Here is a 967-nt window from a genome sequence, read left to right as displayed (position 1 = left end):
CAATTGAGCTTTGGCGGAGTGAATATTTTACTCAATAAATCAGATTTGTTATTCAGAAAAAGTGTCAAAAACTATTTAGATACTAAGAGAACCCTTTTTAAAATTGAACCTAATTTTGATGCTTTTGATGAAGTGTTAAACTCATATTATGAGTGCTATAAATTTATTCGTGATGAAATGAAGCTGTTGGATATAAAAAAGAAAAGAGACAAAAAATTGTACGATCTTTCTAATGAAATTCTTAGGGAGTTGAATGATTTTTTGACGCAGCACCAAAATAATTACCGCAGATGGCATAAGTACGTCTCTGAAAAGGATGCTGTGCTGACACAGGATAAAGACTCAAATGGTGAGTTTATTTCTCTCCCATATCATCTGACCCCAATTGGGACAATTCAATCTCATTATTATCATTTTAATAAAATACTAAATGGGTTTGTTGATGTAAACAAGTTTTTTAATGACAAGGTTGTGAGTGAGTTTAATATTAATACTGAAAAATGGAGCAAGTGATGCATAAAACTTTTCTTAGTTATCATCATGCCAATGAGCAAGATCTCAAAGATGAGATTATTGAAAATTTTGGGGGGGATTTTTTTATAGATAAGTCGGTCAATGATGGCGACATAAGCACTACTATAAGTGAAGATTCAATAATGAGAATAATCCGTGAGGATTATCTGTCAGATACAACAGTCACTGTAGTTCTTATCGGTACTGAAACAAAGAATAGAAAATTCGTAAACTCCGAGATTCAAGCGTCTCTTTGGGGAGATAATTACAATGGACTTGTTGGTGTTATAAGAGATGAAATATATGATTCGGTATTTTCTCCAGCTACTTGTTCCGATGTCAATTGTGGATGCTCAATGAGTTTAAGAACACCTGGGTTTGGATATGAATACTACCTTCCTTATTTAATAAGAATGAATCACGTATATGAAAAAACCGTACCACACTATAATGA

At 32.7% G+C, this 967-nt stretch carries 2 protein-coding genes; both read left to right on the top strand.

The genetic code is table 11. The annotated features are described in order from the left end of the window. A partial coding sequence (locus tag IM284_RS23380; protein ID WP_226838784.1) for a hypothetical protein occupies window positions 1-513 on the top strand: 513 nt, incomplete at its 5' end. Then, a partial coding sequence (locus tag IM284_RS14270) for a TIR domain-containing protein (protein WP_193055831.1) occupies window positions 513-967 on the top strand: 455 nt, incomplete at its 3' end. The genes IM284_RS23380 and IM284_RS14270, both read left to right, overlap by 1 nt.

This window comes from Enterobacter cloacae complex sp. P12RS (assembly GCF_014895875.1).
GTDB classification, from domain to species: domain Bacteria; phylum Pseudomonadota; class Gammaproteobacteria; order Enterobacterales; family Enterobacteriaceae; genus Enterobacter; species Enterobacter bugandensis.
Note: the sequence above shows the minus strand (reverse complement) of the source record. Positions and strands in the feature narration are given on the sequence as shown.